This window comes from Bradyrhizobium sp. WSM3983 (genome assembly GCF_000473045.1).
GTDB lineage: Bacteria > Pseudomonadota > Alphaproteobacteria > Rhizobiales > Xanthobacteraceae > Bradyrhizobium.
Window position 1 is genome coordinate 24,825 of sequence record NZ_AXAY01000026.1, and the last position, 24,462, is coordinate 49,286.

Sequence of the window (24,462 nt, forward strand, 5' to 3'; positions counted from 1 at the left end):
CTGCGATGCCTAACTGGCTGCAAAATTCCGCGCCGCTTAAGGCCCCTCATCCGCGCGGCGTCCCGTCCAGGATTCGGTGCAAAAGGATACCAAACCTAAAGGCTTGCCACGTAGATTTTTTCGGCTGACATCTACCATTGGCGGGACCATGAGCACGGCCGCGACGTCCTTTCCGGAGAGGAATGCCGTAGAGGTCGCGGATCTCGTCCTCGCCCCCGAGGCGGCCGCGCCCGAGGTGCTGGCGCGGCGGGCCCGGCAGCGCCGTCAGATGTATGCCGGCCAGGTCGCGAGCTACTCGCTCGGCGCCTTCGTGCTGCTGCTCTACGCCTATGACGGCGCTATTCACATGAACGTTCCGTCGCTGTTCTGGGTCGGCGGTCTCCTGATCATCGGCATCTTCGTCGTGATGTCGGAGGCCGGCGTCGGCGAGAAGCGCAGCGACCACTATCTCACGGTCTTCCAGATCTCGGCGCATATGGCGCTGCAATTCGTGTTCCTGGTGTCGGTGCCGACGATCGGGATCGCCTTCGTCAGCGTGCTGTTCCTGATCTTCGCATTCGGCACGCTGCGCATGACCTCGGCCCAGGCGATGCTGACCTGGGTGATTGCGACCTGCGCGCTCGCGGCCGTGTTCCTCGGCTCGGACCTGCCGATCGGCATGCCGGTTGCGACGCGGCTGCAGCGGATCGCCTCGATGCTGTGCTTCGTGCTGGTGATCGGCCAGTGCGCCTTCCTCGGCCTGTTCGGCGCCACGCTGCGCAAGATCCTGTACCGGCGCAGCATCGAACTGAAGGCCGCCTATCAGCGCATCGAGGAGCTCGCCGAGCTCGACGAGTTGACCGGCTCCTACAACCGCCGCTGCATCATGCGGCTCCTCGACGCAGAGATGGAAAAGTCGCGACAGGCGGCCGCGCCTTGCGCCATCGCGCTGATCGATCTCGACTGGTTCAAGCGCATCAACGACGCCCACGGCCATCCCATCGGTGACGAGGTGTTGCGGACCTTCGCCATCACCATCTTCGCCAATATCCGGCCCGACGACCGTTTCGGCCGCTATGGCGGCGAGGAGTTTCTGCTGCTGCTGCCCGGCACAGCAAGCGAGCCCGCTTCGCGCACGCTCGACCGGCTGCGCAGCATCGTCGCCGAGCTCGACTGGAGCGCATTTTCGCCCGGTATGCGCGTGACGATTTCCGCCGGCGTCGTGACGCTGCGCGACAACGATACTGCCGACACGTTTCTCGCGCGCGCCGACAGCGCGCTCTATTCCGCCAAAGCGCAAGGGCGCAACCGCATTGCTACGAGCTGACCACTTCATTTCCAGCCGGCGCGTGAGAAGACGCCGCCGGACCGAACGCTCCAGGACAGGGCTATGAGATCCAAATCCATTAAGTCATCCGAAAATCTTCTTGATGAATTGCAGTCCGCACTCGCGCACGGCACCGTCGCACGCCGGGTCGAGACGCTGCGCCGCGTTACCGATCTCTTCGTCAACAACGCGGTGGATTATTCCGACGAGCATATCCGCGTGTTCGACGACGTGTTCCAGTGCCTGGTCGAGCAGATCGAGACCTCGGCGAAAGCGCTGCTCGCCGACCGGCTCGCGCCGATCGGAGCCGCACCGCCCCAGATCATCCGCACGCTCGCACTCGACGACGTCATCGAGGTCGCGGGCCCCGTGCTGTCGAGGTCGGAGCGTCTGGACGAGACGACCCTGATCGAGATCGCGCGCAGCAAGAGCCAGGCCCATCTCAAGGCGATCTCGCTGCGGCGGGTGCTTTCGGAGGCACTGAGCGACGCGCTGGTGACGCGCGGCAACGAGGACGTCGTGCAATCGACCGTCAACAATCCGGGCGCCCGGCTCTCCGAGGGAAGCCTCACCGACCTCGTCACCCGCGCCGAGCGCGACGACGATCTCGCCGCCTGCATCGGCATGCGGCCCGACCTGCCGCGCCATCACTATCTGAAGCTGGTTGCGAAGGCGTCCCTGAGCGTGCGCAGGAAACTGGAGGCCGCCCATCCCGAACTCGCCGACGAGGTGTCGAGCGTGGTTCAGGAAGCGGCCCAGCGTGTCCGCGCCGCCGCCATGACCCGGCAGACCGAAATGGCACGCGCGCTGGTGAAATCACTGCACGACGACGGCCGTCTCAACGAATTCCAGGTCGCAACCTTCGCCGAGCAGGGCAAGTTCGACGAAACCAATGCGGGGCTCGCAGCATTGGCCGGCGTCGCGGTCGAGACCGCTGAGAACATGATGATCGAGAGCCGCACCGAGGGTGTGATGATCCTCGCCAAGGTCGCCGGCATGCAATGGTCGAGCGTGCGCGCGATCATTGCGATGCGCGAGAAGCTCTCCGGCGGCTCGCAGACCGACATGCTGACGCTGCGGGATACCTACGAGGCCCTGCGCGGCTCCACCGCGCAGCAGGTGCTGCGTTTCCACCGGATGCAGCAGGGCACGACGTCGGCGGCCTAGTAACGCAGGACTCTGGAGCCCACGGCCGCGCCGATCGCAGTCACGATCGCCGTCGCGATCGTGTACCAGGTCGCGACGAACAGCGGCGAATCGTCGGTGCAGTGCGAAGCGTAGAGCGTGGCGGCCAATCCAGCTGACAACAGGCCGGCGAGCGCACCGGCAAGCGCTGGCCGCGACGGCGCGCCGTGGCGCAGGCCGAACAATGCGCCCGCGAGCAGCGGCATCGACATCGCGGGGATCGCCGACATGCACCACCGCGAGTTCTTGCCAACGAGCCGCATCGTCATCGGCATGGCCGGTGCCATCATCGCCTCGCTGCCGATCGCGACCGCAAGCAGTCCGACGGGGAGCAGCAGCAGCCAGCCCCAGCCGCGCATCAAGGCTTCGGGCCGCGACAGATGCAGGCTGATAATGATCGCGGGGATCGCGAGCGACAGCGTCACCGCGAACTTCATGTCGAAGAACGGGTTGTGCATGGCCGACATCACGTCCGGCCGCACGCCGAGGAAGGTCGCAAAAATCAGGATCGACAGCGGCGCCGCGACGAGGAGGCCCATCGTCAGCAAGGCGCCGACGCGCGGGGCGCGATGGGTGTTGTCGGCCGCAAGCATGCGAATGAGTTGATCGGTGTCCATGACTAGTGGTCCCGTAGTTTGGCCGTGAGGGCCGAAAGCCCCCGATGCAGCGCGACCCGCACGGCACCTTCGCTCATCGAGAATTTCGTCGCCGTATCCTTGATCGAGGCGCTGTCGACCGCGATCGACTGCAACACGTCGCGCTGGCGCTGCGGCAGGGTGTTGAGCTGCGCGGTGACCTCGCCCGCCGAGGCCGTCTCCTGCGGCATCTCGCCAGGCAGCGTCTCGGCGAAATCGTCGATGTTGACGAAGACCCGCCGGCCGCGGCGCCTGAGCGCATCGATCAGCTTGTTGCGCGCGATCGCGAACAGCCAGGGGGCGAAGGGCGCTTCGCTGTCCCAGGTGTGCCCCTTCAAATGCACCGCCAACAAAATCTCCTGCACGATATCCTCGGCCTGATCGGGAGGCTGCCCGGCACGCGCCAAGCCGCGCCTCGCGGCGGCGCGCAGCACCGGTGTGACCCCTCTCAACAGGCGATGATACGCCGCATCATCGCCTGCCATGGCCGACCGCATCAGGCCGGTCCACTCGTCCTCACGTCCGCGCACGCGCGCTCCTACACGGCAATTCGGCCGCTCTTTCAATTTGTTACGCCGGCACCCGCAAGATCACCAAGTCGTGATGATACCGTTGCCTGAGAATCCGATCCCGCCGTCAAAGCCCAGAGGCTCATAACACCGATCGGTCCACCTCGCACCCGGCAGCCGGTTCCCCGCGGCCGGTTTGCCCCGTTTTTGCCCGGTCTAGCCCGAAGATTCCCATTTTTTGCCCCGCTGTCGTCATGCGTCGGGGTCTCTGTTCGCCCCCGGGACGGGCAAATTGGGGAGATCGTCAACATGATGAAAGCCAGCGGGCGCGCGGCATTGGTCGTTCTGGCCGGACTATTGCTGCTGTTTGGAGCCTCAGTGCAGGCCGCACCGAGCTCTGCGAGCACGAAGCCGGACGGCGCAAGCAAACAGGCCGAAGCGGTCAAGCCGGGCAAGCAGCGACATCATTCGTCGCGCCGCCACACCGACAGCAAGACGGCGCAGAAATCCGACGACAAGCCTGACAAGACTGATGCCACGCCGCAGGCCGACGCGGCCAAGATCGACAATAAGCCCAGCACGGCCGTCCCAGCCTCGAGCCAGATGCCAGCGGAGGTCGCTAATGCCAACGCTCAGCTCGCAGCCGCCGACACGCCGCCTGCGGCCGCAGCTTCGGCGATGACGGGCCGCGCCAACGACAATGTGCAGGCCGCGGCCGATAATCCCGCCGCGCCTGGCGCCGAGAACCAGGTGGTCGCGCCCGATCAGCTCAACGACCTCGATCGCGCCCTGCAAGAGGACAATCCGCCCGGGCAGAAAGCGGTGGTCGCGGCAACCGACGCGCAGCCGCGCCCGGCGCCGATGATGGCAAGCAGCCAGCCGAACTCGGCCTGGGACCAGAGCTCCCTGATCGGCAAGATCTTCATTGGCGTCGGCACGCTGCTGACGCTGGCCTCCGCCGCGCGCATGTTCATGGCGTGACAGGCCTGTGCGGGGCGCGCTGCCAGCGCGTCCCGGCGGCCTTTGGCCCCCTTGAAGCCCACCCCGCCAGCGGGCACATTGCCCGCCCAATCAAAAGCGTGGGTGGAGCATGAGCACATTCGAACACATCATCGTCGAAAGCAAAGGCGCGGTCGGCATCATCAAGCTGAACCGGCCGAAGATGCTCAATGCGCTCTCCTTCGGCGTCTTTCGCGAGATTGCCGCGGCCGTCGACGATCTCGAAGCCGATGATGCCATCGGCTGCATCGTCGTGACCGGCAGCGAGAAGGCCTTTGCCGCCGGCGCCGACATCAAGGAGATGCAGCCGAAGGGCTTCATCGACATGTTCTCCGAGGATTTCGCCGCGATCGGCGGTGATCGCGTCGCGCGCTGCCGCAAGCCGACCATTGCCGCTGTCGCCGGCTACGCGCTCGGCGGCGGCTGCGAGCTCGCCATGATGTGCGATTTCATCATCGCCGCCGACACAGCAAAATTCGGCCAGCCCGAAATCACGCTCGGCACCATCCCCGGCATCGGCGGCACCCAGCGCCTGACGCGTGCGATCGGCAAGTCCAAGGCGATGGATCTCTGCCTCACCGGCCGCATGATGGACGCGGCGGAAGCCGAGCGCTCGGGCCTGGTCAGCCGCATCGTGCCCGCCGACAAGCTGATGGACGAGACCATGGCGGCCGCGGAGAAGATCGCCGCGATGTCACGCCCCGCCGTCGCCATGGCCAAGGAAGCGGTCAACCGCGCCTTCGAGACCACGCTCGCCGAGGGCATGAGCGTCGAGCGCAATTTATTCCACTCGACCTTCGCGCTCGAAGACCGCTCCGAAGGCATGGCGGCGTTCATCGAGAAGCGCAAGCCGGTGAACAAGAACCGGTAGAGTTCGCCCTATCCGTCGTCCCGGCGAAGGAGCTAGACGCCACTGCAGCGCGCCAAAGCCGCGCTGACGAGCGCGCGATAGAAGCGCTCGGCCCACGTTTTTGGGCGATCGAGGCCGAGGCGTGCGAGACACGCCTCGTCATCCCGGTCCGGCTTTCGCATCAATCCCTGCCACAGCAGGCCCGCCAGCGCGCGCGGCGAATGCTGCGCGCCTTGCAGGATTTCCAACGCGGGAATCAGGCGCTGCTCCACTTCGGTGAAATCGCAGCCGAACGGGAACGACGGCAATAGCCCGGCCTCGCGTGCGGGCTTGAGCGCCGCCGCGATCCGCTCGGGATGGTTTTCCCGGTGAGCCGCGGGAATTTCATAGCTCCGCGGCAGTTTGCCGGCGGCCTTCGCAACCCGCGCCAGTTCGTCCTGGAAGCGGGAGTCAGCGATCTCGAGCATCGCCGCGATCACATCGGCGTCCGACTTTCCCTTGAGGTCGGCAACGCCGTATTCGGTGATGAAGACGTCGCGCAGATGGCGCGGAATGGTCTCGTGTCCGTAGCGCCAGAGAATGTTGGATTTCACTGCACCACCAGCCTGCCGCGTGGCTTCGAGCGTCAGGACAGATCGCGCGCCGCGAAGCGCGAAGGCCTGCGCCACGAAATTGTACTGGCCGCCGACGCCGCTCACGACCTGGCCATCGTCGAGGCCGTCGGACACGGCAGCACCCAGCAGCGTCGCCATCATCGTGTTGTTGATGAAGCGTGCATCGACGCGGTCGCGGCGCTTCCGGTCCTCCTCGCCATAGAGCTCGTTGGTGAACGACACCGGCATCATGCGAATGCGCGCAATCTGGTCCGGCGGCATCTCGCGCAATGCTCGATAGAAGGATTTTGGGCCGAGAAAGAAGGCGCCGTGCAGCACTATGCCGTCGATGGCGCGCTTGAGAATGCCGGCGTCGATCAGGCCGATGAAGGCTTCGGTCACCATCTCGCTGACACCGTAGAGGCCGGCCTCGAAGGCGCCGGCTTCCTGCGCAACGGCCGGGCGCGCGAGAGACAGCCGCGTGACGACATCGTGAAACGCTGCGCTGTCGCGATGGCGCAGGGTCAAGCCCTGCGCAAGTGCATCGCCGATCTGCCCGATGCCGATCTGAAGCGTGCCGCCATCGCGCACCAGGGACACCGCGTTCAGGCCGATGGCATATTTGGTATCGGAGATCGGCTCCGACGGCGGTGCGAACAAGGGAAAGTCGGTTGCCGCACTGTCCAGCACGGCGCTGAACTCTTCGGCCGCAAGATCGCCCTCGCCCGGCATGAACGGCAGCTCGGAATTCACCTGCGCGATCAGCTTGAACGACGCACCTCCGGCGCGGCGCTCACGCAGCACGTCCAGCGTCGTGTCCGTGTTGCAGGACAGGCTGTAGCGCGGCACGCCGTCGACGATGCGCTTGGCAACCAGTTGCGTCACCACGTTCATCCCGCGCGCCAGCAGATAGCCTGCGGCGTGGGTGTAGTTGGCCGAGATGTAATTCTGCTGCGCCGCCGGCACGTGCAGCCAGCGCCCGGCAAGAAAGAAGAATTCGACCACGTTGATGTTGGGCGGTAGCCGATTTTCGCGCAGCGCATCGGCATAGACCAGATCAGGGTACGCTCCGAACAGGCGATCGATCACCGGCGTGATGAACCGGCGTTCGATCAGGGCCTTCGGCTTCGGCTTTTCCAGTGTCAGCGCCGACAGCAGTGTCAGCTTGATGTCAGGATCGGCGCAGGCCCGCGCGTAGAGAGCGTTGACGACGTGATTGGCTTTACCGAGACCGAGCGGCAAACCGACCACCAAATCGGTTCCGACGTCGCGAATGAGCTCCTCCGCGAGCGCATCGGGATCGGAGAAGAATGTCGGCGTCATCCGTGGGGTCCGGACCGCATTACAAGCACCTGACAGAATTGGACTGCGGGACCCTATAGCGCATTTGGGGTGCGGTTGGTGTGTGACGCACCTGCAACAAGCATGGAATACATGGGGGTTTTCCCCGCGGCAGTTTGCCTGCGGGACCCGCGCTGGTTAAACAGTTAAGAGGCCACCGTCGGCGGGGGCGGACAGCCGGGGTTTTGCGGGATTACATGATTGGGCGTGCCGCCAGAGCTGGTCGAGTAGTGACGCGGCGTCGATCGGGCGTGGATCCTGTCCTGGCGACATGGACCACGCTGGCGCTCTGTTGCGCCCTGCCCGCCGCGGCCTACGCAGAGGCCCTGCCGGAGGCGCTGGTCAAGGCCTACCAGACCAACCCGCAACTCAACGCCGAGCGCGCAAGGCAGCGCGCCACGGACGAGAACGTGCCACAGGCGCTGGCCGGCTATCGGCCGCAGATCGTGGCGAGCCTCAGCGCCGGCTTACAGGCGGTGCGCAACCTGCTGCCGGACAACACCATCCAGACCGCGACGCTAAAACCCTGGACCATCGGAGTCACGGTGTCGCAGACCCTGTTCAACGGCTTCCGCACCGCCAACAGCGTGCGGGTCGCGGAACTTCAGGTGCAGTCCGGCCGCGAGGCACTGCGCAATGTCGGCCAGGGCGTGCTGCTTGACGCCGTCACCGCATATACCAACGTGCTGGCCAACCAGTCGCTGGTCGAGGCGCAGCGCTCCAACGTCGCCTTCCTGCGCGAGACGCTCTCCATCACCCAGCGCCGCCTCAATGCCGGCGACGTGACTCCGACCGACAGCGCCCAGGCCGAGGCGCGTCTCAGCCGCGGCCTTGCCGATCTCAATGCCGCCGAGGTCGCTCTTGCAATAAGCCAGGCCACCTACTCCCAGGTCATCGGCAATGCGCCCTCCGCGCTTCGCCCCGCCGAGGTGGTCGATCGCTATCTGCCGAAGAGCCGCGAGGATTCGATCGCGATGTCGATCCGCGAGCATCCGGCGGTGATGGCCGCGGGCTTCGACGTCGACGTCGCCTCGACCAATATCCGCGTTGCCGAAGGCGCGCTGCTGCCGAGCGCCAGCCTCCAGGGCAGCGTCAGCCGCAGCCGCGACAGCGACCCGACGCTCGGCACCTTCGCGACGGACCAGGCCTCGATCGTCGCCAATGTCACCGCGCCAATCTATGACGGCGGCCAGGCAGCATCGCAGACCCGGCAGGCCAAGGAAGTCACGGCGCAGAGCCGCCTCGTGCTCGACCAGGTGCGCAACCAGGCGCGGACCGCCGCCGTGAGCGCCTGGGTCGCCAATGAAGGCGCCAAGATCGCGGTGTCGGCCTCGGAGTCCGAGGTGAAGGCCGCGACGGTCGCGCTCCAGGGCGTGCAGCGCGAGGCCGCCGGCGGACAGCGCACAACTGTCGATGTGCTGAACTCGCAGGCCGATCTGATCCAGGCCAGGGCCCGCTTGATCGGCGCGCTGCGCGACCGCGTGATCGCCTCCTACACGCTGCTCAGCGCCGTCGGCCATCTCGACGTCAAGACGCTGAGCCTGAACACGCCGGACTATCTGCCCGAGGTGCACTACCAGCAGGTCCGCGACGCCTGGCACGGCCTCCGCACGCCGTCGGGGCAGTAGCCGCTCGCGACACGCTCGGATCCGGACCGCCTCGACCACGTGTCGTCTCGGCGAGACGGACCGATCCTTTTTGACATTCTGTAGCCCATGGACTACAGTGGTCTCACCATGATCGAGGTGAGACAAACAGCGCGCTTTTCGGCGTGGCTGAACCGTCTCAAAGATGCCAATGCGGTTGCGCGCATCGCCGCCCGCATTCGTCGCATGGAGATGGGTAATCCCGGCGACAGCAAGAGCGTCGGCCGCAATGTCCGGGAAATGCGCATCGACCATGGTCCGGGTTACCGGATCTACTATGTACAACGCGGAGCGCAGATCGTGATCCTGCTGTGTGGCGGTGACAAACGCACACAACGGCAAGACATCGAGCAAGCCCAGAAGCTGGCGGAGACAGTATGATGCCCAAGGCGACGTCCAAAGCCATAGCCAAAACGATTACCAAGACAACACGATTTGATGCCGCCGACTACCTCAACACCGAGGAGCGTCAGGCCGCCTATATTGCAACAGCGCTGGAAACCGGAGATGCAGATTTCGTGCGTGATGCGCTTGGCCTCGTCGCACGGGCGCGCGGCATGAGCGAGATCGCGAAGAAAGCCGGCTTGAACCGCGAAAGTCTGTACAAGGCTCTCGGAGAGGCCGGAAATCCCGAGTTCGGGACTGTCATGCGCATTGTCGGGGCGTTGGGCCTGACCTTGTCCGCACAGCCCGCAACAAGCGGACGGCCATCAAAGCGCAGCCGGGTCGCGTAGCGCCTGGCCGGCCGTTCCTGGAATCTGAACATGAAGAGTCGCCGCATCCATCTGATGGGAGCTTCAGGCTCCGGCGTGACGACGCTGGGCCGCGCGCTTGCGGGTCGGCTGGCGCTGCCGCACCACGACAGCGACGATTATTTCTGGCTGCCGACCGCGCCACCGTACCAGACGGTGCGCCCCGCCGCAGATCGGCTGCGTCTCATGCGCGAGATGTTCCTGCCGCGCCATGACTGGGTTCTGAGCGGATCCGTCGAAAGCTGGGGCGACCAACTTGTCCCGTTGTTCGATCTCGTCATCTTCGTGACCACGCCGCGCGAGCTTCGCTTGCAGCGGCTGCGGGCCCGCGAGGCCACGCATTTCGGGGCCGATGCTGTCGTGCCCGGCGGCTGGCGTCATGAGGAGACCGAAGCCTTCGTCGAATGGGCTTCGCGTTACGAAGCCGGCGACCGCGAAGGCCGCAATCTCGCCAAGCATGAAGTCTGGGTTGCTGGCCTGCCCTGCCCGATCGTCCGCGTTGACGGCGCACGTCCGGTTGCGGAGCTGGTCGAACAGCTATGCAGCGACGTGGCGGGACTGCCCGGCTGATGTGATATCGTGCGCGCGTCTTCCCCGCCGCCGGAGCAGCCATGACCGACAAAATTTACGCGCGCGCAACTCAACCCGCGACGCCGATCAATTTCGACGTGCCGGCGCATGCCTGCGACTGTCACACCCATATCCATGGCGATGTCGAACAATTTCCGTTCTTCAGGGGCCGCGTCTATACGCCGGGACCGGCAAGCCCCGAGGAAATGGCAGCGCTGCACAAGGCGCTGCATCTCGAGCGCGTGGTGATCGTCACGCCGAGCGTCTATGGCACCGACAATTCCGCCAGCCTGTTCGGGATCAAGGCCCGCGGCGCGACCGCGCGCGGGGTGGCCGTGATCGACGACAAGACCACGGAAGCCCAGCTCGACGCGATGCATGCGGACGGCTTTCGCGGCATCCGCATCAATCTTGCAACCGACGGCGTCAACAGTCCCGATGTCGGCCGCGCCCGTTTCACCGCCGCCGTCGAGCGCATGACGGCGCGCGGCTGGCACGTGCAGCTCTACACCACGCTGGCGATGATCTCGGCGATCAGGGACCTGGTGCTGGCCTCACCGGTGCCCACGGTGTTCGACCACTTTGGTGGGCTCGAGGCCTCGCTCGGACTGGAGCAGCCGGGCTTTGCCGACCTCATCGCGCTCGTCAAATCCGGCAACGCCTATGTGAAGATTTCGGGCGCCTATCGCTCGTCGAACCTCGCGCCCGATTATCCGGACATGGCGCCCTATGCGCGTGCACTGATCGACGCAAACCCCGACCGCATCGTCTGGGGCACCGACTGGCCGCACCCGGATTCGGCGCAAGTCGAGAGCCGCAAGGCCACCGACATCGCACCGTTCCACGCGATCGACGATGGCCGCTTGCTCAACCAGCTTCCTGTGTGGGCGCCGGATGCAGATGTACGCAGGAAAATCCTGGTCGAAAATCCGGCGCGGCTCTACGGATTCTGATTTGCCGGGCTGATATCAGCGCGCGCGGCGTGAGAAGAAGGAGATCAGCACTGGCAGCGTCACCAGGATCACGACCGGCGCCAGCATCATGCCGGTGACGACGACGACCGCGAGCGGCTTCTGCACCTGCGAGCCGATGCCTGCCGACAGTGCGGCCGGCAGCAGGCCGACGCCGGCGACCACGCAGGTCATCAAGACAGGCCGAAGCTGCAATTCGCCAGTGCGGATCACCGCGCTCAGGCGGTCCATGCCTTCATCAATCAGCTGGTTGAACTGCGAGAGAATGATGATGCCGTCCATCACGGCGATGCCGAACAGCGCGATGAAGCCGATCGCCGCCGAAACGCTGAAGGCGGTGCCGGTGATCAGCAGGCCGAGCACGCCACCGAAGATCGCCATCGGGATCACGCTCATGGCGAGCAGCGTGTCGGTCATCGAGCCGAAATTGAACCAGAGCAGGACGGCGATCAGCGCCAACGAGATCGGCACCACGATCGACAACCGCCGGATCGCATCCTGGAGATTGCCGAACTCGCCGACCCATTCCATGTGGGAGCCGGGAGGCAGCTGCACCTGATCGGCGATCTTCTGCTGCGCCTCGCGGATGGCGCTGCCGAGATCGCGCTCACGCACCGAGAACTTGATCGGCAGATAGCGTTCCTGCTGCTCGCGATAGATGTAGGCCGCGCCGGAGACGAGGCTGATGGTGGCGACCTCGCTCAGGGGAATCTGCGTCACGGAGCCGTTCGGCCCGGGCGCGCCGATCCGTATGTTCTGGATCGCTTCGGCGCTGCGGCGATATTCCGGCGCAAGGCGAACGATGATCGGGAAGTGGCGGTCGCTTCCCGGCTCGTAGATATCGCCCGCGGTGTCGCCGCCGATCGCGACCTTGATCGTGGCGTTGATATCGCCGGGAGCGAGCCCGTAGCGCGCAGCCTTGGCACGGTCGATGTCGATCTGCACGGTTGGCTGCCCCAGCGAAGTGAAGACCGCGAGGTCGGTGACGCCCTGCACGGTCGCCAGCACCGACTTGATCTTGTTGGCGGTGTCGGTCAGCGCCTGGAGATCGCTGCCGAACAGCTTGATCGAGTTTTCGCCCTTCACGCCGGAGACGGCTTCGGAGACGTTGTCCTGGAGATATTGCGAGAAGTTGAACTCGACGCCGGGAAAGCGGTCGTCGAGCTGCTTGAGCAGCTCCGCGGTGAGCTCCTCCTTGTCATGCGTACCCGGCCACTGGCTTGCGGGCTTGAGCGGCGCGAAGAACTCAGCGTTGAAGAAGCCGGCGGCGTCGGTGCCGTCGTCGGGACGGCCGTGCTGCGAGACCACGGACTCGACCTCGGGCCGGGCGCGGATCAGCTTGCGCATCTCGTTGACGTAGGAGTTGCCTTCCTGGAGCGAGATGGTCGGCGGCAACGTGGCGCGGATCCAGAGATTGCCCTCTTCGAGCTTGGGCAGGAATTCGAGGCCGAGCAGCCGGCTGAGCGCAACCGTCATCAGCACGAGGCCGACCGCGGCGCCGAGCATGATGTTGCGGTTGGCGACGGCCCAATTCAGAACCGGCATGTAGATCCGGTGCAGGATCTGCATCACCCTGGTCTCGGTCTCCTCGACATGCGCAGGGAGGATGATCGCGGACAGCGCAGGCGTGACGGTGAAGGTCGCCAGCAGGCCGCCGGCGAGCGCGTAGGCATAGGTGCGCGCCATCGGCCCGAAAATGTTGCCTTCCACGCCGGACAGCGTGAACAGCGGCAGGAAGGCCGCGATGATGATCGCGGCGGCAAAGAAGATCGAGCGCGAGACGTCGGCCGCGGCGCTGAGGATGGCGTGGCTCTTCATGCCGAACAGCGTCTCGGGCGACATCTGCTCGGATTCTGACGTTGGCGTGGTTTGTGTCAGGCGGCGGAAGATCGCCTCCACCATGATGACAGTGGCATCCACGATCAGGCCGAAATCGATGGCGCCGACCGACAGCAGGTTGGCCGATTCCCCGCGCAGCACCAGGATGATCACGGCGAAGAACAGCGCGAATGGAATGGTGGCGCCGACGATCAGCGCGCTGCGGAGATCGCCGAGGAAGATCCACTGCAGCAGCACGATCAGGAGAATGCCGACCACCATGTTGTGCAGCACAGTATGGGTGGTGAGCTCGATCAGGTCGCCGCGGTCGTAGATGCGCTCGATGCGCACGCCGGGCGGCAGGATGCTGGAGTCGTTGATGGTTTGAACGAGCTGGTGAACCCGCTTGATGGTTGGCGAGCTCTGCTCGCCGCGGCGCATCAGGACGATGCCCTGCACGATATCGTCGGAATCGTCGATGCCAGCGATGCCGAGACGCGGCTTCTGGCCGACGGTGACGGTGGCGACGTCCTTCACCAGCACCGGATTGCCATTGGTCTGGGCGATCATGGTGTTGGCGAGGTCGTCGATGGAGCGGATCAGGCCGACGCCGCGGACCACAGCCGATTGCTGGCCGATATTGACGGTGTTGCCGCCGACATTGACGTTGGAATTGCTGACGGCCTGGAGCAGCTGCGGTAGCGTCAGGCCGTTGGCGACCAGCTTGTTGTTGTCGACCTGGAGCTCATAGGTCTTGCTCTTGCCGCCCCACCCGGTGACGTCGATCACGCCGGGCACGGCGCGGAAGCGGCGCTGGAGGATCCAGTCCTGGATGGTCTTGAGGTCGAGCACGCTGTAGTTCGGCGGACCGACCAGGCGATAGCGGAAGATTTCGCCGATCGGGCTCAGCGGCGAGATCTGCGGCTGCACGTTGCCCGGCAACGGCGCGAGTTGCGCCAGGCGGTTCAGCACCTGCTGCAGCGCCTCGTCATAGGTGTAGGCGAAGGAGAACTGCAGTTTGACGTCGGAGAGGCCGTAGAGCGAGATGGTGCGGATCGTCGTCAGGTTCTTCAAGCCCGCGACCTGGGTCTCGATCGGGATCGTGATGTAGCGCTCGATCTCTTCCGCCGACAGGCCGGGGCTCTGCGTAACGATGTCGACCATCGGCGGGGTCGGGTCGGGATAGGCCTCGATGTTGAGCTGGTTGAACGCAAGCAGGCCGCCGATGAACACGGCGACGAACATGCCGACCATCAGGAAGCGCCGGTTGACGGCAAAGGCGACGAGGCGATCCATTCAGGGCTTCAGTTCCGGTCTCAAGTTTCTTGGGTCGTCGATCAACTACCGGACGCTGCGCGATCGATGAACAGGCTGCCCTTAACGACGATTTGCTCGCCGGGCTTCAGGTTGCTGGTGACCTCGACGAGGTTGCCATTGATGAGGCCGATCTTGATCTGGCGTAGCTCGACCGACTTGTCCTCACGCGCGACCCAGATGCGGACCTGGTCGCCTTCGTAGATCAGCGATTGCTTCGGCACCGCCGGCGCCCCGCGGTCGCCGGCCGAGTAGATCGTGACGTTGGCGAACATTTCCGGCTTGAGCAGACCGTCCTTGTTGTCGATGGTGGCGCGGACCAGCAGGCGGCGGGTATTGGGATCGATCGCGGCGGCGACGTAGTTGATCTTGGCGGTCAGCGGACGGCCCGGCAACGCCATCACGTTGACAGTGATGTCCTGCCCGACGCTGACCAGGGCGGCGTCGCTCTCGCGCACGAAGGCGGTGAGCCAAACCGTGGAGAGATCGCCGATCACGAAGACCGGATCGCTGGCGCCGGAGTTGACGTATTGACCGGGGCCGATCTTGCGCTGCACGACGGTGCCCGAGATCGGCGCATAGATCGTGATCTCCGGATTGATGGTGCTCTTGCTCTGGAATGCCTTGATCGTCTCCTCGGTGAAACCGAGGATGCGCAGCTTGTTGTTTGCGGCCTCCAGCGCCGTCACCGAGGAGCGCATGTCGTTCTGCGCCTGGACCTGGGTCGCTTCCGCCTGCTGATAGTCCTTGAGCGGAATGGCGCGGCCTTCGTAAAGATCCTTGGCGCGCCGGTACTGGATGTCGGCAAGCTCGAGCGCCGACTTTGCCTTGTTCTGCGATGTCATCGCCGCGATGAAATCGTTCTGGGCCTGCACGGTGTCGGCGGCCTCGATTGTGAACAGCGGTTGTCCCTGGGTCACGCTCTCGCCGGGCTTGGCGAGCAGCTTGGTCACCCGGCCTGCATAGGGCGAGAACACCGGCGTCGAACGGTCTTCGTCGACTGCGACTTTGCCTTCGGTGACGTACTCGGCGCGGAAGGTTTTGGCATTGACAGGTTCGATCGTCAGCGTCGCCCATTCGGACGGTGTCGGCGTGAAATTCTGCGCGTTCCTGCGCGACTGGCTGGAAACCTCGGAGTGCTTCTTGTCCTTGGCGCTTGCAAACAGGAAGCCGTAGGCGCCGGCCCCGGCAAGCGCCAGTAAAACTACGGATGTGATGATCCGCCGTTTTGTAAGCACCTGCAATCGCTTGGTATTTTCAACTACCATGGGGCCCGGTCATGTCTGCGACGATCTCGGCAGACGACTGCCTCATCGATCGCGCTAATAGTGCCGAATTGGGATTTCAAACAACCTAAAAAACGCGGGTCGTCTTTCGGTTTGCGTTAAAATTTTGCGATACGTCAGCTTCACGTCAGCTTCAGCGCGGCCATTGCGGCGGATGGCTGCCGAGCGGCATCGCCGGACGGCTCCATTGCGCCGGCGTTGTCGACAGCAGCGCCGCATGGCGCACTGCCTTCAACGTGCCGAAGCCAGATGACACGGTTTCCATGAACGCTGCATGTACAGCCTCGCCCGTAAGATCCGGGGTGTTCAGACCGCCTTCGAGCCGGCCGAGATTCCATAGCCAGCGTCCGGTCTGCGCCAGCGACACGCGCACATGCCAGCTGCCGCCTTCACGGGCCTGACGCGCCTTCGCCATCATCGCGCCGAACGCCATCAGATAGCCGGTGGCGTGGTCGAGCATCTGCGCTGGCAATTCCTTGGGACCGTCGATGCCGGCCGCCCTACCTTCCGCATCGTTGAAGCCAGTCGTGGTCTGCACCAGTGAATCGAAGCCGCGCCGCTCGGCCCAGGGACCGGAATGGCCATAGGCCGACAACGTGACGTAGACGATGCCGGGATTGATCTCCGCTGCCTCTTCCGGAGAGAAGCCGAGGGCGGACAGCGCGCGCGGGCGATAGCCCTGCGAGAAGATGTCGGCGTCCTTCAACAGCTCGCGCATCTGTGCCCTGCCCGTCTCGCTCTTCAGCTCGATGAAGGTGGTGAGCTTGCCGCGGCCGGTGTCGATGGTGAGCCAGGGAATGGCCGGCAGGTCGGGCCCCGAGACCAGCAACACGTCTGCACCGTGCGCAGCGAGCGTGCGGCCGGCCACGGGACCGGCGATGACGCGGGAGAGATCGAGCACGCGGAGGCCTGCGAGCGGGAGATCGCCTTTGGGCCACGGCTTGGGCGGAGCGTCGCCGATCTTCTCGATCGAGATCAGCGGCAGCTCGGCGAGCGCGCGCGCCTGCGGCAGCGCCGACCATTCGTCGTAAGAGCGCATCAGAGCGACGACACCGCCGGCGGCATAAGCCGCGGTTTCAAAATCCTCACCCTTCCATTGCATCAGCGCGGCCTGCACCTTCTCGCGCTCGGGCACACAGCCAAGCACCTTGCAGACGGCGTCGCGGTGATGCCTAAAATTGGTGTGGCAGCGGACGAAGCGATTGTCGCCGGTCTTGTAGACGCCGGCGATGGCGTCCCAGGCCGGCGGCGGCGGCTTGTCGTCGAGGCGCAGATAACGCTCGGAGCGGCATTCGGCGACGGCATGGCGCATGTCGACGCTGACATCCTGCGCCTCGCCGCTCCGCAGCCTCCAGATCTCGGCAGCCGCCAGACCCGCGGCCGCGATTGTCGTCTGCCCGGCCACGGCGACACGGAACGAGGACGGGATCTGCGGCTCGTCGCCGGTCAGGCGCAGACGTTCAAGAGCAGCCTTATCGCCGCCGGCGGAGGTCCAGATATTCTGGAGAACGTCGGCGGGGCTTTGCATGACCTCTTCTCTCCCTTAGTTTTTCTAGGACCATCCATTAGCACATAAAGGAATGCAATGGCCGCCATCGATCCCCTCACCGCAGGCGCCGTCTTCATCGCAACGGCGGCCACCGACGCGGTCTATGTCATGTTCACCTCGGCCGTGATCGCGCGCAAACGCGTGCCGGCGGCGAACTGGAGCGCAGTCTGGTATCTGCTGTCGTCCTATGCCGTGATCAGCTACACAGAGAACGCCTTCTATGTCGCTTTCGCGGCGCTCGGCTCCTGGGTCGGCGCCTACGCGTCGCTGACCTTCCTGCACCGTCCACCCGGCGGCCCGCCGGTGGGGGCTGCGCCGGAGTGAGAGGGACGCTGTTGTCACACCGTCATTGCGAGCGCAGCGAAGCAATTCAGAGTCTTTCCGCGGATGCAGTCTTCGTCGCTTCGCTCCTCGCAAAGGCGCAGGCACTCATGGTGCGGATGTACGCGAACGCCGCCTGCGAATGAGCCACACTGCAAATTGCACGAGCCAGTCCGGCGCTTTCAAATAGCGCAATGTATCAATCTCGCCCTGGTCTTCGCGGTCTCGAAAGCTCGCGTCGGAAAGGTAGGTTTGGTCGCTTTCGCACCACTCCAATGTACGCTCGATTTCTTCCTGCATGAGCCCGCTGTCAGGCAGCTTCGTAAGGAAGTTGTGCTCGCGTCGAAGGCAGATTGCTTCGATCCGATAGCGGCTTTTTTCTTCATAGATGATCCCCCAGCTTTCCAACTGTGCATGGGTCGCTTCATGGACGATGGTAGAGGCAATCCGCTCAAGCGTCGTTGTCTCGTTGAGAACGTAACGTTCATCAAGGGCGCAAGCGTTCAATGACCGATCGTAGTGCGCCTGGGCGCTGGGGAGCAGGTGCACCCATATTCGGTCGAGATTGCGGGTGATACGGGAATAGTTGAGTGTGTCGTGGCGCTTGATGAGCTGGAGAGCCTCTTCCACGCGGCGCAACGCCGGGTAAGGTTTGCTTTCGGTTGTCCCGATCCAAAGCCTGTCGATCGTGTGGCTCTTGGATAACCAGAGGCCCAACCTATCGATGCGTGAGGATCTTCGATCCGGCTTTACGGCGACGGCGAGGCCGCGCGATCGTTGCGGCGATTCCAGTTGCTGCAAACATCACCCCGTCATGTCCAAATCGGGCACCAGGAAGGATATAGGAGTGTCTCGCTTTCGGGTTGCTTAGAGACTTAATTCAAATCGTATTGATCGTTGGACGGGATCAGCCGATCCTTGCAGTCGTTCACGGCTCCTCAATGAAAATCCCGCGACGGCGGCAGGATGCGGACGTTGCGGGGGTGGCGGATTTTCTGCGCCGGCATATCCGCGTGATCGCGGCGGTCGTCGTTGAGCGGTTCGATCAGATCGGCGCCTGCCGGCACCGGATGCTTGCGGCTCAGCGCATCGTTGGCGAGACCGACCAGATCGTGCGAGCGGTCGATCATGCGCTGCGCGATCAGATGCGTCACCTTCTCGGGGCTGCTCTGGATATAGCCCTCGACCAGGATGAGGCGCGCGCCCATCACCTCTTTCCGGTACTGCTCCATGATCTTGGGCCACACCACGACATTGGCGATGCCGGTTTCGTCCTCCAGCGTCATGAACACCACGCCGCTGGCGCTGCCCGGCCGCTGCCGCACCAGCACCACGCCGGCGCAGCGGACGCGACGCCGCTCGTTCTCATGGCTGATCTCCTTGCAGGCGACGATCCGCTCGCGCGAAAACGTCTCGCGCAAGAATTCCATCGGATGGCCTTTGAGTGAGAGCCGGATGGTCTGATAATCGGCGACGACCTGTTCGGGGCGCGGCATCACCGGCAATGGCTTAGCCTGCTCGTCCGGCTGCTCGCGCGCGGTGGCCGCCTCGAACAGCGGCAGCGCCACATCGTCGGGCAGCCGCCGCACCTGCCACAGTGCCTCGCGACGGTCGAGCCCGAGCGAGCGGAATGCATCGGCATCTGCCAGCAGGATCAGCGCACGCTTGGGCAGGCCGGTGTCGCGGGCAAAGTCTTCGAGCGAGGTGAAGGGGCCGCGATTGCGCGCGTCGATGATGCGGTCGGCCCAGTCTTGCTCCACCCCATTTAAGGCGGTGCGGGAGGTGGTAGGGCTCTCTCCCCCCTTGTGGGGGAGAGTTGGAGAGAGGGGTAAGCCACGACCACCGCTCGTGCGGCTCACCCCTCTCCCTAACCCTCCCCCACAAGGGGGGAGGGAACCCACCCGTTCGTGCTTCCCTGACTCCTGCACGTCGGCGTTTCGCTTGCGCCGCAGTGCCTGATCCGCCTTCAGCCTTTCCTCATCCTCGTCCAGCCAGTGAAAGCCGTCGATCTGACGGAAACCCAGGCGAACGGCACAATATCTGTCGTCAGTATTCTCCAGCGTGTTCTGCGCAAAACTGTAGGACACATCGATCTCGCGTACCTCGACACCGTTCTTGCGGGCGTCGCCGACGATCTGCGCCGGGGCGTAAAAACCCATCGGCTGCGAGTTCAGGAGGCCGCAGCAGAAGGCGTCGGGATGATGATACTTCAGCCATGAGGAGATATAGACGAGCTGCGCGAAACTCGCGGCATGGCTCTCCGGAAAGCCGTAGGAGCCAAAACCCTTGATCTGGTCAAAGCAGCTTCTGGCAAAGTTTGCATCATAGCCGCGCGCGACCATATTGCCGATCAGCTTCTCCTCGTATTGGCCGATGGTGCCGACATTGCGAAAGGTCGCCATCGAGCGGCGAAGGCCGTTGGCTTCCTCGGAGGTGAATTTCGCCGCCTCGATCGCGATGCGCATCGCCTGTTCCTGGAACAGAGGCACGCCTTTCGTCTTGTGCAGCACCTTGTAGAGCTCATCCGCGGGACCATGCTCGGGCGATGGAGAGGGATAGGTCACTTTCTCCAGACCGTTCCGGCGGCGCAGATACGGATGCACCATGTCGCCCTGGATCGGCCCGGGCCGCACGATCGCGACCTCGATGACGAGATCGTAGAACGTCCGCGGTTTCAAGCGCGGAAGCATGTTCATCTGGGCGCGGCTCTCGACCTGGAATACGCCGAGCGACTCGCCCCGCTGCAGCATTTGATAAACTTCGTCGTCATCCTCCGACTTGATATCCGAAAGCTCGTAACGCTGCCCCTTGTGATCCGCGATCAGGTCAAAACACTTGCGGATGCAGGTCAACATGCCGAGCGCAAGCACGTCGACCTTCATCATGTTGAGCGCGTCGACGTCGTCCTTGTCCCATTCGATGAAGGTGCGGTCGTCCATCGCGGCATTTCCGATCGGCACATAGGTGTCGAGCCGGTCCTGGGTCAGCACATAGCCGCCGACATGCTGCGAGAGATGGCGGGGGAATTCGATCAACTCGGTCGCCAGCTCGACCGCGAGGTTGATCATGGGATTTTGGGGATCGAGCCCGGCCTGCCTGACCTGCATGTCATTGAGACCCTTGCCCCAGCTGCCCCAGACGGTGTCGGCGAGCGCGGCGGTGACGTCCTCGGTCAGCCCCAGCGCCTTGCCGACATCGCGGATGGCGCTGCGCGGGCGGTAATGGATGACGGTCGCGATGATCGCGGCGCGGTGGCGGCCATAGCGGCGATAGACATATTGCATCACCTCCTCGCGCCGCGAATGCTCGAAATCGACGTCGATGTCCGGAGGCTCCAGCCGTTCCTTCGAGATGAAGCGCTCGAACAACAGATCGACCTGGGTCGGATCGACCGAGGTAATGCCGAGCACGTAGCAGACGGCCGAGTTCGCCGCCGATCCGCGCCCCTGGCACAAAATGTTCTGGCTGCGCGCATAGTGGACGATGTCGTGCACGGTGAGGAAGTAATGCGCGTATTTCAGCTCGGCGATCAGCGCGAGCTCCTTCTTCAGGGTGGCACGCAGCTTTGCGTCAATGTTCTCGATACCGCCAAAGTATTTATCGACGCCCGTCCATGTCAGATCCTCCAGATGCCCCTGCGCGGTCTTGCCGGGCGGCACCGGCTCGTCCGGATATTGGTATTTGAGCTGGTCGAGCGAGAAGTCGATCCTGTCCGCAAAGCGCATGGTCTCCGCGATCGCCTCGGGGAAATCGCGGAACAACCGCGTCATCTCGCGGGGCGTTTTCAGAAAGCGCTCGGCATTGGCTTCCAGCTTGCGTCCGACCGCCTCGATCGTGGTCTTTTCCCGGATGCAGGTCAGCACGTCCTGGAGGGGACGACGGCCGGGATCGTGATAGAGCACCTCGTTGGTCGCGAGCAGCGGCACTCTTGCTTTGGCTGCGAGATCGTCGAGCCGCGCCAGGCGACGACGGTCGTCGCCGCGATAGATCAGGCTCGCGGCCAGCCACACGCCTTCGGCGCCGCTGGCCTTGAGCTTTGCAAGAATATCCAGCGCCTGCTCGGGCTCAAACCGATGCGGCAGCGTCAGGATCAGGAGCTGGCCTTCCGCAAACTCCAGCAGATCGGCAAAGCCAAGACGACACTCGCCCTTCTCGATCCGCGTGATGTCGTCGCCGCGTTTGCCCCGGGTCAGAAGCTGGCACAGGCGGCCATAGGCGGCACGGTCGCTCGGATAAACAAAAATGTCGGGCGTGCCGTCGATGAAGACGATGCGCGCACCGATCAGGAGCTTTGGCTTGTGCAGCACATTGTCATTGTCGAGCTCCTTGTAGGCCCGCACCACGCCGGCCAGCGTGTTGTGATCGGCAATGCCGATCACGGGAATGCCCAGCTTGCTGGCCTGGTGCACATAGGCGCGCGGATCCGAGCCGCCGCGCAGGAAGGAGAAATTGGTGGTGATGCCGATCTCGGCATAGGCTGATGTCTTCATGCGAAAAGACCGTGTACATACCAGTTGGGCGGAGCGGGCTTGCCGTCGGCATCGAACACCTCTCCCTCGTAAAGACCGTCGCGAAAGATCCAGAAGCGCAGGCCCTCGGCATCCTCGATGCGGAAATAATCCCGCGTCAGCTGCTTGCCGTCCTGCCGCCACCATTCCATGGCGATGCGCTCGGGTCCTTCCACCCGCACCACCGCATGTTTCGCGCGCCGCCAGGTAAATTGATGCGGCGGGCCGTCCGGCACGGTCGCGAACGGCACTGTGACCGGCTCCGGCTTGTCGAACAGCCGTAGGGGACGCAGTGGTGGCTCGCTCTCGGCGCGCGCCGGCCATTCGGCCTGCATGGCAGCGGCAAGATGATGCTGCGCCGGCGCAGCCAGCACCGCCTGCTCGGGGATATGGGTATCCTCAGGCAGATGCACGACGACGCGTTTTCCGCCGATGCGCGCGGCAATGCGGTCGATCAAGGCGGCGAGTTCGTCATTGTCGTGAACGTGCGCATCGAGATCGCGCTGCTCCTGCACCACGATCTCGGTGCGGCTCGCCGACAACCGCACCATGTCGAAGCCGAAGCCGGGATCGAGCGGATCGGCGAGCGCGTCGAGACGCTCGCGGAACAGCCGGTCGATCACCGCGCTTTGCGTCACGGGACGTCCGGTCTCGACCATGATCGCGCGCACCACGCCGTCGGTGCGGAAGAACGCGGCCTCCAGCCGCCGCGCGCCCTTGCCCTGCTTCTCCATGGATGCGATCAGCGTATCGGCCAGCCGCGACAGCGTCATCGCGATCATGGTGTCGGTCGCGATCGGCTCGGCGAAGCGCTTCTCCACGATGTAATCGGGCAACGGCTTTCGCGGGCTGATCGGCGCATCTCCCTGCCCCAGCGCATGCGCGAGCAGCGTCGAGAACCGCGCGCCGAACCGCGCCGTGATTTCGCTCGGCGCGCGCGAGGCGACATCGCCGATGGTTTTCAGGCCGGCGCGGCGCAGGCCAGCGGTGACCGCCTCGTCCGCACCGAGCGCGGACACCGGAAACCGGTCGATCGCCGCCGCCTCCCCGCCATCCGCGACGATGGTGCCCGTGGCCTGCCGCGTCAGCGTGCGTGCGCAAACCGAGGTGCCGGCAATGGCCGCACTGACGGCAAAGCCCTGACGGGCCAGCGCGCGAACCAGCGTCTGCAACAGCGCAGCCTCGCCGCCGAACAGATGCGCGCAGCCAGAGATGTCGAGGAACAGCCCGTGCGGCGCATCGAGCGCCACTAGCGGCGTGAAGCGGTCGCACCAGTCGGCGACGTCGCTCAGCGTCTTCGCATCGGCCACGACATCGGCATCGAACACTTTCAAGTCCGGACACATCGCCCGCGCATTGGCCAGCGGCTGCCCGATGTACAAGCCGAGGCGCTCGGCCGCCTCGTCCAGCGCGTGGATCACCAGCGCATTGTTGTCCTTGATGACGACAATGCTGGGATCATTGGTCTTACCCAGCCCGGCGCTGCTGAAAAAGCGCTGGATCCTGTCGATGGGCAGGCGCGGCAGCCACAGGCTGAGGATACGCCGACGATTCACTGAACTGGCACTCATCACTTTTCCATTCCATGATCCACCGGCCGCACGGGCCATGACGATTGCGCAACAGCTCGACATCGAAGCGCGGCGCGCCCCAGGCACCCCACATCGACACCGGCGGCGAATGCGCCGCGCGCAGCATCCATCGCGTCTCCGCGGTTGAAGGCAACGGCTGCGCGGCCATCCGCAACAAAAGCCCGGTGACACCTGACGACTGCGCGGCCAGCGTCAGCTTGCGGCTCGCCACGAGATCGAACTGCCTGATATCGCCCCACAGCTCGAGCACGACGGCACCGAGCGCATCGCAGGCGAGCGCATCGGCCGAGGTGCGCAGCGCACTCTCCACGTCAGCCGCACGCACCATCACCACGCGACGCGGATCGAGACCGAGCTCGGCGAGCCCGCTCATCGACAGCGCGCCGGTTTCAAGTTCCGAGAAATCCTGCCGCACCCACAGCAGCGGCTTGCGTACCGTGACGCGGCCCGCAAGCCCGGTGACAAAGCCCGTCGCGGCCGCGCCCTGACGCCCCTCGCAAAACACCTCGTGGATCGCCGCGCGCGCGAGCCCGCCTTTCAAGGCGTGGTCGACCTCGCCGTGGCCGAGCGCGACGCGGTCGTGATGATGCACGGCCTCCGCCGTCTCGATCCGTTCGATCTGGCTGCGCAAGGCCGCAAGCGCGCTCATGCGTGCGCCGCTCATGCTCGCCGCTCCTTCAGAGGTGATTGCCGATGTCTCTCAAAAAGAGAACCAGC

20 protein-coding genes are annotated in these 24,462 nt (G+C 64.6%); 10 read left to right on the forward strand and 10 right to left on the reverse strand.

Annotated elements, in window-relative coordinates:
* Positions 1–148 precede the first annotated feature (148 nt).
* Both YUA_RS0129375 and YUA_RS0129380 read left to right on the forward strand, forming a co-directional pair.
* The gene (locus YUA_RS0129375) at positions 149–1,306 is read left to right on the forward strand and encodes a GGDEF domain-containing protein (RefSeq protein ID WP_027533903.1); all 1,158 of its coding nucleotides are present in this window, start codon (positions 149–151) and stop codon (positions 1,304–1,306) included.
* Between the two features lie 63 nt (positions 1,307–1,369).
* Positions 1,370–2,473 (forward strand): DUF2336 domain-containing protein, encoded by a 1,104-nt coding sequence (locus YUA_RS0129380; protein ID WP_027533904.1) that lies wholly within the window; start codon positions 1,370–1,372, stop codon positions 2,471–2,473.
* Here the strand turns inward: YUA_RS0129380 and YUA_RS0129385 are convergent.
* Both YUA_RS0129385 and YUA_RS0129390 read right to left on the reverse strand, forming a co-directional pair.
* Positions 2,470–3,108: an NrsF family protein gene (locus tag YUA_RS0129385; RefSeq protein ID WP_027533905.1), complete on the reverse strand. Its 639-nt coding sequence runs from the start codon at positions 3,106–3,108 to the stop codon at positions 2,470–2,472. The two genes, YUA_RS0129380 and YUA_RS0129385, sit on opposite strands and share 4 nt — an antisense overlap.
* Before the next feature lie 2 nt (positions 3,109–3,110).
* Positions 3,111–3,656 carry a sigma-70 family RNA polymerase sigma factor gene (locus YUA_RS0129390; protein ID WP_027533906.1) on the reverse strand — a complete coding sequence of 182 codons (546 nt, stop codon included), beginning with the start codon at positions 3,654–3,656 and terminating at the stop codon, positions 3,111–3,113.
* A gap of 288 nt (positions 3,657–3,944) precedes the next feature.
* On the opposite strand from YUA_RS0129390, the gene YUA_RS0129395 reads away from it, so the two are divergent.
* The gene (locus YUA_RS0129395) at positions 3,945–4,616 is read left to right on the forward strand and encodes a hypothetical protein (protein WP_027533907.1); all 672 of its coding nucleotides are present in this window, start codon (positions 3,945–3,947) and stop codon (positions 4,614–4,616) included.
* A 109-nt stretch (positions 4,617–4,725) separates the two neighbouring features.
* Positions 4,726–5,505 carry an enoyl-CoA hydratase gene (locus tag YUA_RS0129400; RefSeq protein ID WP_027533908.1) on the forward strand — a complete coding sequence of 260 codons (780 nt, stop codon included), beginning with the start codon at positions 4,726–4,728 and terminating at the stop codon, positions 5,503–5,505.
* 32 nt (positions 5,506–5,537) lie between these two features.
* Here YUA_RS0129400 and YUA_RS0129405 read toward each other — a convergent pair whose 3' ends face one another.
* Positions 5,538–7,400, reverse strand: a complete 1,863-nt coding sequence (locus tag YUA_RS0129405; protein WP_027533909.1) for an acetyl-CoA hydrolase/transferase C-terminal domain-containing protein — start codon at positions 7,398–7,400, stop codon at positions 5,538–5,540.
* Between the two features lie 215 nt (positions 7,401–7,615).
* On the opposite strand from YUA_RS0129405, the gene YUA_RS0129410 reads away from it, so the two are divergent.
* From YUA_RS0129410 to YUA_RS0129430, 5 genes are all read left to right on the forward strand, one after another.
* A complete protein-coding gene (locus YUA_RS0129410; RefSeq protein WP_027533910.1) occupies positions 7,616–9,046 on the forward strand; it encodes a TolC family outer membrane protein in 1,431 nt (476 codons plus the stop codon).
* 108 nt (positions 9,047–9,154) lie between these two features.
* Complete coding sequence (locus tag YUA_RS0129415) at positions 9,155–9,445, forward strand: type II toxin-antitoxin system RelE/ParE family toxin (RefSeq protein WP_027533911.1); 291 nt, start codon at positions 9,155–9,157, stop codon at positions 9,443–9,445.
* Complete coding sequence (locus tag YUA_RS0129420) at positions 9,445–9,798, forward strand: addiction module antidote protein (RefSeq protein ID WP_027533912.1); 354 nt, start codon at positions 9,445–9,447, stop codon at positions 9,796–9,798. Before YUA_RS0129415 ends, YUA_RS0129420 begins: the two co-directional genes overlap by 1 nt.
* A 30-nt stretch (positions 9,799–9,828) precedes the next feature.
* Entirely contained in the window at positions 9,829–10,386 is a 558-nt protein-coding gene (locus tag YUA_RS0129425; protein ID WP_027533913.1) for a hypothetical protein, read from the forward strand.
* 41 nt (positions 10,387–10,427) lie between these two features.
* On the forward strand, positions 10,428–11,339 hold the full coding sequence (locus tag YUA_RS0129430) for an amidohydrolase family protein (RefSeq protein WP_027533914.1): 912 nt from the start codon (positions 10,428–10,430) through the stop codon (positions 11,337–11,339).
* Positions 11,340–11,354: 15 nt separating this feature from the next.
* Here YUA_RS0129430 and YUA_RS0129435 read toward each other — a convergent pair whose 3' ends face one another.
* The 3 genes from YUA_RS0129435 to YUA_RS0129445 all read right to left on the reverse strand — a co-directional run bounded on the left by YUA_RS0129435 (position 11,355) and on the right by YUA_RS0129445 (position 17,303).
* Positions 11,355–14,471, reverse strand: coding sequence for an efflux RND transporter permease subunit (locus YUA_RS0129435; protein WP_027533915.1), 3,117 nt, complete (start codon positions 14,469–14,471; stop codon positions 11,355–11,357).
* 41 nt (positions 14,472–14,512) lie between these two features.
* Entirely contained in the window at positions 14,513–15,757 is a 1,245-nt protein-coding gene (locus tag YUA_RS0129440; RefSeq protein ID WP_027533916.1) for an efflux RND transporter periplasmic adaptor subunit, read from the reverse strand.
* 151 nt (positions 15,758–15,908) lie between these two features.
* Positions 15,909–17,303: a CoA transferase gene (locus YUA_RS0129445; RefSeq protein ID WP_027533917.1), complete on the reverse strand. Its 1,395-nt coding sequence runs from the start codon at positions 17,301–17,303 to the stop codon at positions 15,909–15,911.
* A 57-nt stretch (positions 17,304–17,360) separates the two neighbouring features.
* Here YUA_RS0129445 and YUA_RS0129450 point away from each other — a divergent pair, with 57 nt between their 5' ends.
* On the forward strand, positions 17,361–17,648 hold the full coding sequence (locus YUA_RS0129450; RefSeq protein WP_027533918.1) for a hypothetical protein: 288 nt from the start codon (positions 17,361–17,363) through the stop codon (positions 17,646–17,648).
* A gap of 105 nt (positions 17,649–17,753) precedes the next feature.
* Here the strand turns inward: YUA_RS0129450 and YUA_RS0129455 are convergent, their stop codons facing one another.
* The 4 genes from YUA_RS0129455 to YUA_RS0129470 all read right to left on the reverse strand — a co-directional run bounded on the left by YUA_RS0129455 (position 17,754) and on the right by YUA_RS0129470 (position 24,409).
* Positions 17,754–18,446 carry a hypothetical protein gene (locus tag YUA_RS0129455; RefSeq protein WP_035972203.1) on the reverse strand — a complete coding sequence of 231 codons (693 nt, stop codon included), beginning with the start codon at positions 18,444–18,446 and terminating at the stop codon, positions 17,754–17,756.
* Positions 18,447–18,583: 137 nt separating this feature from the next.
* Positions 18,584–22,135, reverse strand: coding sequence for an error-prone DNA polymerase (locus YUA_RS0129460; RefSeq protein ID WP_027533920.1), 3,552 nt, complete (start codon positions 22,133–22,135; stop codon positions 18,584–18,586).
* On the reverse strand, positions 22,132–23,724 hold the full coding sequence (locus YUA_RS0129465; protein WP_035972205.1) for a DNA polymerase Y family protein: 1,593 nt from the start codon (positions 23,722–23,724) through the stop codon (positions 22,132–22,134). Before YUA_RS0129465 ends, YUA_RS0129460 begins: the two co-directional genes overlap by 4 nt.
* Positions 23,621–24,409, reverse strand: coding sequence for an ImuA family protein (locus YUA_RS0129470; RefSeq protein WP_027533922.1), 789 nt, complete (start codon positions 24,407–24,409; stop codon positions 23,621–23,623). The genes YUA_RS0129465 and YUA_RS0129470 overlap by 104 nt, the downstream gene beginning before the upstream one ends.
* Between the last annotated feature and the right edge of the window lie 53 nt (positions 24,410–24,462).